This is a genomic window from Herbaspirillum sp. B65, assembly GCF_000333555.1.
GTDB classification, from domain to species: Bacteria; Pseudomonadota; Gammaproteobacteria; order Burkholderiales; family Burkholderiaceae_D; genus Herbaspirillum; species Herbaspirillum rubrisubalbicans.
Genome location: NZ_BADI01000315.1, coordinates 1 through 6,509, shown reverse-complemented (window position 1 = coordinate 6,509; position 6,509 = coordinate 1). Strand labels below are relative to the sequence as shown.

At 45.8% G+C, this 6,509-nt stretch carries 7 protein-coding genes; all 7 read left to right on the top strand.

Translation table 11 applies throughout. The annotated features are described in order from the left end of the window. On the top strand, window positions 1-371 hold a 371-nt coding region (locus tag I5W_RS33225; RefSeq protein ID WP_044528855.1), incomplete at its 5' end, for a helicase-related protein. Window positions 372-653: 282 nt separating this feature from the next. Then, window positions 654-1,142, top strand: a complete 489-nt coding sequence (locus I5W_RS31135) for a transcriptional regulator (RefSeq protein WP_148289059.1) — start codon at window positions 654-656, stop codon at window positions 1,140-1,142. Between the two features lie 426 nt (window positions 1,143-1,568). Then, a complete protein-coding gene (locus I5W_RS29025; RefSeq protein ID WP_148289058.1) occupies window positions 1,569-1,949 on the top strand; it encodes a helix-turn-helix domain-containing protein in 381 nt (126 codons plus the stop codon). Window positions 1,950-2,487: 538 nt separating this feature from the next. After that, the gene (locus tag I5W_RS29580) at window positions 2,488-3,243 is read left to right on the top strand and encodes a TnsA endonuclease N-terminal domain-containing protein (protein ID WP_159106111.1); all 756 of its coding nucleotides are present in this window, start codon (window positions 2,488-2,490) and stop codon (window positions 3,241-3,243) included. After that, entirely contained in the window at window positions 3,164-5,122 is a 1,959-nt protein-coding gene (locus I5W_RS29575; RefSeq protein ID WP_083893492.1) for a Mu transposase C-terminal domain-containing protein, read from the top strand. Before I5W_RS29580 ends, I5W_RS29575 begins: the two co-directional genes overlap by 80 nt. 11 nt (window positions 5,123-5,133) lie before the next feature. After that, window positions 5,134-5,991 (top strand): ATP-binding protein, encoded by an 858-nt coding sequence (locus I5W_RS08130; RefSeq protein ID WP_044528852.1) that lies wholly within the window; start codon window positions 5,134-5,136, stop codon window positions 5,989-5,991. Further along, the coding region (locus I5W_RS29570; protein ID WP_199901718.1) for a TniQ family protein at window positions 5,978-6,509 on the top strand (532 nt) is incomplete at its 3' end. The genes I5W_RS08130 and I5W_RS29570, both read left to right, overlap by 14 nt.

Here is a 6,509-nt window from a genome sequence, read left to right as displayed (position 1 = left end):
CCTGCTTTATGCTCCATGGTCGCATGAAAGCAAAGGAGCGAAAAAGTGTCATCAATGCGTTGGCGAAACTCCCTACGAATACACCCCACCTATTGCTGGCCAGCGCCCAGTTGGTCGGCGAAGGATTTGACCACGCTCCTCTTGACACCTTGATATTGACGCTTCCCATCTCCTGGGCGGGAACTCTACAACAGTATGCGGGCCGCTTACATCGTGATCATGCAGACAAGACTGATATCTTGATTCACGATTATGCTGAATTAGACCATCCACAACTCTATCGAATGTGGGAGAAACGGCAGCGTGGATATAAGGCCATGGGATATAAGATAGAAGTTGATCAACAAAGTCTTAGTTTTCGACAAGCATGAAAACTGGCGCAACACGCAACTATGCACTTATAAGGAAGAGGCTATCAGTGTGCTAGCTGAGACTTGTAGAAAAGCACTACGCCATATCCATCTCTCGCAGACCTGGTAATTCTAAGGAAATAACGTGAGCCGCCAAAACAAATATCAGTCGACTTCGTCAGCAGACGATTTCTGGCTCGACCTTGAAAAACTGCTTGACCACCCCAGTGGCGCAACCAGTTCCCATCTGTGTAGAGCAAAATAACCGAAATAAAGATTTCTGATATTCACCGGATAAAGAAAATGTGGCTCTATCAAATAGGTCCGATAATTGCAGCACGTCGGCGAGCACTTTATTTAACTGAACAGCAGTTGGCCAGCCTTACTTCGGTACCGATCTCTGATATCCATGATCTTGAAAGTGGCCAATTACAAGACATCAGCTACCAGACTCTTTGCCAAATAATGGCAGTGGTCGGGCTAGTGCTCGACTTACCGACAGTTCAACCAAGAACTCGAAAACGCGGTCTGGAAATGGCAGCAAAAAATGCTAGCGTTAGCTATAAGAACGATATCGACCCTAACACTCTTTGTGAAATATTAAAAACAGGTACGATACCTGCGCTTTATCTATCGAACATCATTCATTTCCTCGATGAGGCCCCTATTCCTTTGGTAGTAATGGCAGCAGAAGAGGCTGCAAGAGAAATGGATCGACCAGAATCTATCTGGGTAAATGTTCGAAATCTGGCCCTGAGCATCGACTCAGAGAGAAAGAATATTTGGGTTTAGCTCGTCTTGGAAAAGCGCAAAGGACCGCCGTCCATGATATTCGTAGACTCCCACCAAATATCATTCGAAATATCCTTGGTAGTAAGGAGTTACTGATGCTGACTTACTTCTGAGCACCACAGTCACTGCCTAAAAATTCCTCTACACCTCAATATCGGAAGATGCGCTAACCAATTTTAGCGGCTCATCCAACCGTTACCGCAGCCGCAATTCTCACCGCCCACCGGCACATAATGGTTGCCGTCAAATTCTAATTTCCATCACAGTCGCCTTCTTTTTCTTTAGTTACAAAAACTATAGAAAATCATTTGCGCGGCATAGCATTAAATAATTTAACCAATTGATTTAACAGGATTTTTTATCAAATCCTCTTTGCGAATTTGCAATGACTGGTTTACTCTTCTAAGAAATATAAATTTCCCTGCAATGAGCCCTTTTTCAATCAAACTTAAAGCGCTGCGTGAATCTCGTCACGTGATGCAGAAAACGCTGGCAATTGAGCTAGGGGTAAGCACGACCTATCTCTCAGCCCTGGAAAAGGCCCGAAAGTCTCCGCCAAGGAACAAAGAGTTTTTTGAGAAGCTGCGGATTTATCTCGACTTATCAGACGGCGAAGCAAAGGAAATCATTCGGCTTGCAGGTGCCACGGTCGTCTTGGGGCCATTGGCAGTAGGAGCCTCGCCATTACAACTTGATCTGGCCGTGAATTTTGCAGAACGCCTAATTTGGCTCCAACCAAAACAAATAAGAGCAATCCAGGCGATTCTTGAAATGACTGAACAACGAACACAACTCATGCCCGTTTAAACCAATAGAAAAGGATTTCTATGATTACTTCCTAACGCACAGGCACTAGGCCTGCACGTTGGAAGAAGTGACTGGCGTCACTCTAGCTTGAGAACCTTCAGTATCGCCAGCATCTCCTCCTCCGTCAAGCGACATTCCCGCATCTCCGACTGCAAAGCTATTCAGGCTCAAGGAATACGCACGCCTAGTTAACTTCAATCATCACATTAATTGACTGCGTCTAGTGATTTCTAGCATGCGGAGGAAATTCTTTTGCCACAAAAAATCAACAAGAAAGCATCCCCACTTCTGAAACATGGCTATACCAGCAAAGATGGAGCAAGAGTAAGTAAGGCCTTCCCCAAGCAAATGAGGGAAGCGCCCTGCATCTTTTGCAATGCGAAAAAATTGAAATTGAAGCCCGATCTTCTACAGGGAAATTTTCTTCTTTCTAATTTCAAAAAAACACTTCACCTACATAGACGCGATTCTTCTCCATATGTAGGTCAACTTAAATCGCTACTCAGAATTCGGCACGTCGATGAGGAAAGGGAAAATCATGTCGAGAAATAATCGCAGCCTTCCCGACGAACTCAATGCCGAAGGCTCCATCAAGCCGGCAAGAAAAGTTATCCATCGTTCCCCCCACAGGTCGGTTGGGATATTGGCGTGCTCATGGATTCAAGATCACGGCATCGAATACGAGTCGCAACTAGAGCGTCGCTTTCTCCAACAGACCTTGGTTCTCCCCTCTATTAAACGCGTGATTCATCAGCCGTTCCGCCTTGAATATGTGGAGGATGAAAGATCACTCACTTATGTGCCGGATTTCTATTTGCTTTTCAGAGACGGTACGAAGGTAGTGATTGAAGTGAAACCCAGAAAATTCCTCCAAAAACACCTTCACAAATTGGCTGAAGCACAACGTCTACTCGAAGAACATGAAACTCCATTCCTGGTTCTGACTGAAAAGGAAATCGATCACGGAATTAAGGTCAGCAACGCTAGCTATCTACTACGTTTTGCACGTTACTCACCCAATGAACAAGCAAAACAACGCTGTTTGAGAATCCTTAGTACTTTTCCGAAAGGGCTTCGAATCGACGAGCTGACTAAAGAAGCAGCAGTAACTGAAAGAGACATCCTTCATATGGTGGGACGGGCAAGACTATCCGTTGACCTTTCTAAACCCATCACAAAATCTACTATCGTCAGGATTCCAAAGGAACACCAGAATGGCTATCTACACTTTATCGATTGGTTTAATTCTGCGCCGGGACATGCAATTACTGGAATTTCGAAGAGTTCTAAATGATGACGAAGTCCAGTTCGAAGATCCGACGAATGGCCGAATTTTCACATGGACTTTAGCAACTCTTCATAGAGAAATTTCTCGAGGACGCATGAAAGTCGTAGGAGGTGAAACCACCCCGCTGTCACATACCAACGACGATGCAGAGACTCCGAAGCTTATCTCCAGTCTAGACAGTCTTCCTGAGACGGTGCGATTGGAGCTCGATCGAAAAATTCAGTACATCAACGCAGCACAGAAACAGGGAATCACAATGGGTCAGCGTAGGCTCATAAAAGATAGCATTACAAGAACTGCCGAGTTGCGCCAAGAACCCGTTCCATCTGCATCGTCGGTGATGGCATGGTGGCGAGAGTTGAAGAATTCCGGAATGAATCCGACGGCTCTTATTACAAAGAACTATAGACGTAAACGCAATCCTCGCATTCCCTCGTACGTAATAGAGATAGTGAGAAAAACTCTACGAACAGAATATTTCACCACTAAACGCTATCCGCTCAGCCGATCTGTTTTGCTAGTGAATCGGCAACTAAGCACTCTTTCTGAGAATCCGATACAAGTCAGCACATCAACTGTACGACGCATAGCCAATGAAGTCGACAAATACCGCCAGGACGCTGCAAGGTTCGGCGCCTCTTACGCGCGTAACAAATGGCGCTATTCATTGGGTGGACCAAAAGCTCGCCGCGTACTGGAACGTGTAGAGGTGGATCACACCCAATTAGATCTGGTGGTCGTCTGCGACCGCTCTGGACTTCCGATGGGGCGCCCCACCATTACGATAGTCATTGACTCCTTCTCTGGCTACGTCATCGGCTTCTACGTGAGTTTCTGGGGAACCGGTCTCGGCCCCACATTAAATGCATTAAAAATTGCGATCAGTCCAAAACAGATCTACACAGAAGGAGTATCGGGTCTCACTCACACTTGGATGGGTCATGGGATATTCGAGCTGGCAGTGGTAGATAATGGCCTGGAGTTTCACTCCCCACAGTTCAAGCTCGCGGCTTTGCACTTGAATACGGATATCCAATACTGCGCCGTTCGCCAACCTTGGCTTAAACCGTCAGTCGAGCGCGCTCTTGGCGTTATAACCCAAAGCCTTCCGGCCCAAGGGAAAGTTCACAAGCCGGCAAATAACTACCTTCCTCCAGATCCAAGAAAGACCGCTGCTATCACTTTCAGCCAGCTTTGCCACGGCCTGCTCAAATTATTCGTCGATGTAATGCCTTTTGAATCAAATAGCTACACGCTAGCTCAACCCTATCAAACATTCAAAGAGGGCTTTGAGACGCTTCCCCCCCCACAGTTCTGTTCGTCGACACAGGAACTAGAGTTAATTAGCGCTCTTTCGAAAAATCTGACGGTAGGTAATTCCGGTATCGAAAGCGCATATTTGCACTACAACAGTACTGAGCTCCAACAACTTAGAAGACGCATTGGAACCACCTTCAAGACGACAGTTAAGTATCAACCCGAGGACCTAAGTTACGTCTATGTACAGGAGCCGAGGAGCAAGGACTGGCTAATGGTTCCGAGCTGCAACCCTGAATACACTCAAGGCCTTTCTATAATTCAGCACAGAGCCATTCGGCAGTTGAAAAAATCTGAGCTTAAGAAGAACAATGCGGTGGAAACACTTGTGAAAGGTAAGCTCGAAATCATCGATATGTATAACGATTTCTTAAAAGGAAATACTGGCAAGAAGAACGTTAGATCCGCACAACAATTTGGTGCTCTCACCTCATCTCAAACGCTGCTTTCAACTAGAGACCCCATCAGTCTAGCCGTCCCACCTGCCGAGCGACTAGTAAATGAAGGGGCAATATCGGCATATACCGAAAAAGAGATTCCGACGTTCTCAAGTTTCTCTCTGGATTAAAGGCCATAAAAATGAACAAAATAAAGATTATTAAGGCCGCAAGACAGATAAATGCAATCATTGTTATGCACCACCAGTTTAAGCAGGCATATGACGGAATTATCGACCTCATACATCTCAATCAGTTATCTGATATTTGTTATGGTGGAGTGGTCATTGCACCTTCCGGATGCGGTAAGACCTCACTAATAAAACTTGTCCAGCAAAAAATTGCGGAGGACGATGCAGTACCAGAAGGTGCGGTTTGTCTAAGCATCGCTGCCGGAGCTAATACAAATATAGGCCAGCTCATTTCAAATCTGATGAAGCAGCTCGGTTATCAAACAATTGTGCGCACATCCACAATTTCAGAGCAGAGCTCTCTACTAGCGAGAACTCTAAGGGAGCGGAGCGTTATCGCTGTCTTCATTGATGAATCGCAGCATATTTCCCGAGGAAAAAGAACCCTCTCCGCAGCAGCTATTACAGACTGGCTCAAGGAGCTTAGGGATGCATCTGGAGTTGTCATCATGATGATGGGGACAAGGGAATTCGTTCCTTTGTCTGCAAGTAATGATCAACTTGCCTCAAGAGCTCCTGCCAGCTTTTCGCTGTCCGAATTTCAGAACGACGAAAGCTGGAAAGGTCTACTCTTGAAAATTTCCCAAGACGTCACTGAATTCGACCTCAAGCCTATCACCACCTTCGCAAGAAAACTTCATAAAGCAACAAACGGTGTTCCACGAACTCTGAAGCAGCTTCTCATTGCAAGCACTTATGCCGGGATGAGCTCAGGAAAAACAGCTATTGATGCTGATAGCTTAAAAATAGGATATGCAAGCGTGTTCGGAAACAATCCGCAACAGGAGAACATCTTTGGCATGGAATGAAATTCTTCCCATGCCATTCCAGAGCACCATGAGAGATGGTGAATCTCTCATGGGCTTTGTTCTTCGAATGGCAAACGCAAATGAGGTTCAAGGGATTCATTGGCTATATCAAGAACTTGGACGCGATAAGCTGAACCACTTTAAGTTCGAAGATTGCTTTGCAATCGCGCGCACTTTCGGTATTCCGCTTGCACACATAGAGCAAACCATGTGGAGACGGCGATTTGTAGATGGGACTTCAGTGAATTCATTAGGCTCGATCAAAATCACCAAGCCTTACTTGATCCGCCCGCTACGGCCACAAATATGCGGCCAATGTTTGCACGAGTACGGCTACTGTCGTTTAACTTGGGATTTCCAGTTTGTATGCGCATGCGAGGAACATCATTGCCCGCTCATTGATTGCTGCCCGCAATGTTTACGCTATTTACAAAGGATGCGTCCTTTACTACTGACTTGCAATTGCGGTTTCTCATGGAGATGCATAAATCCCGAAAAAAAAACTCCGGACTCTCCAA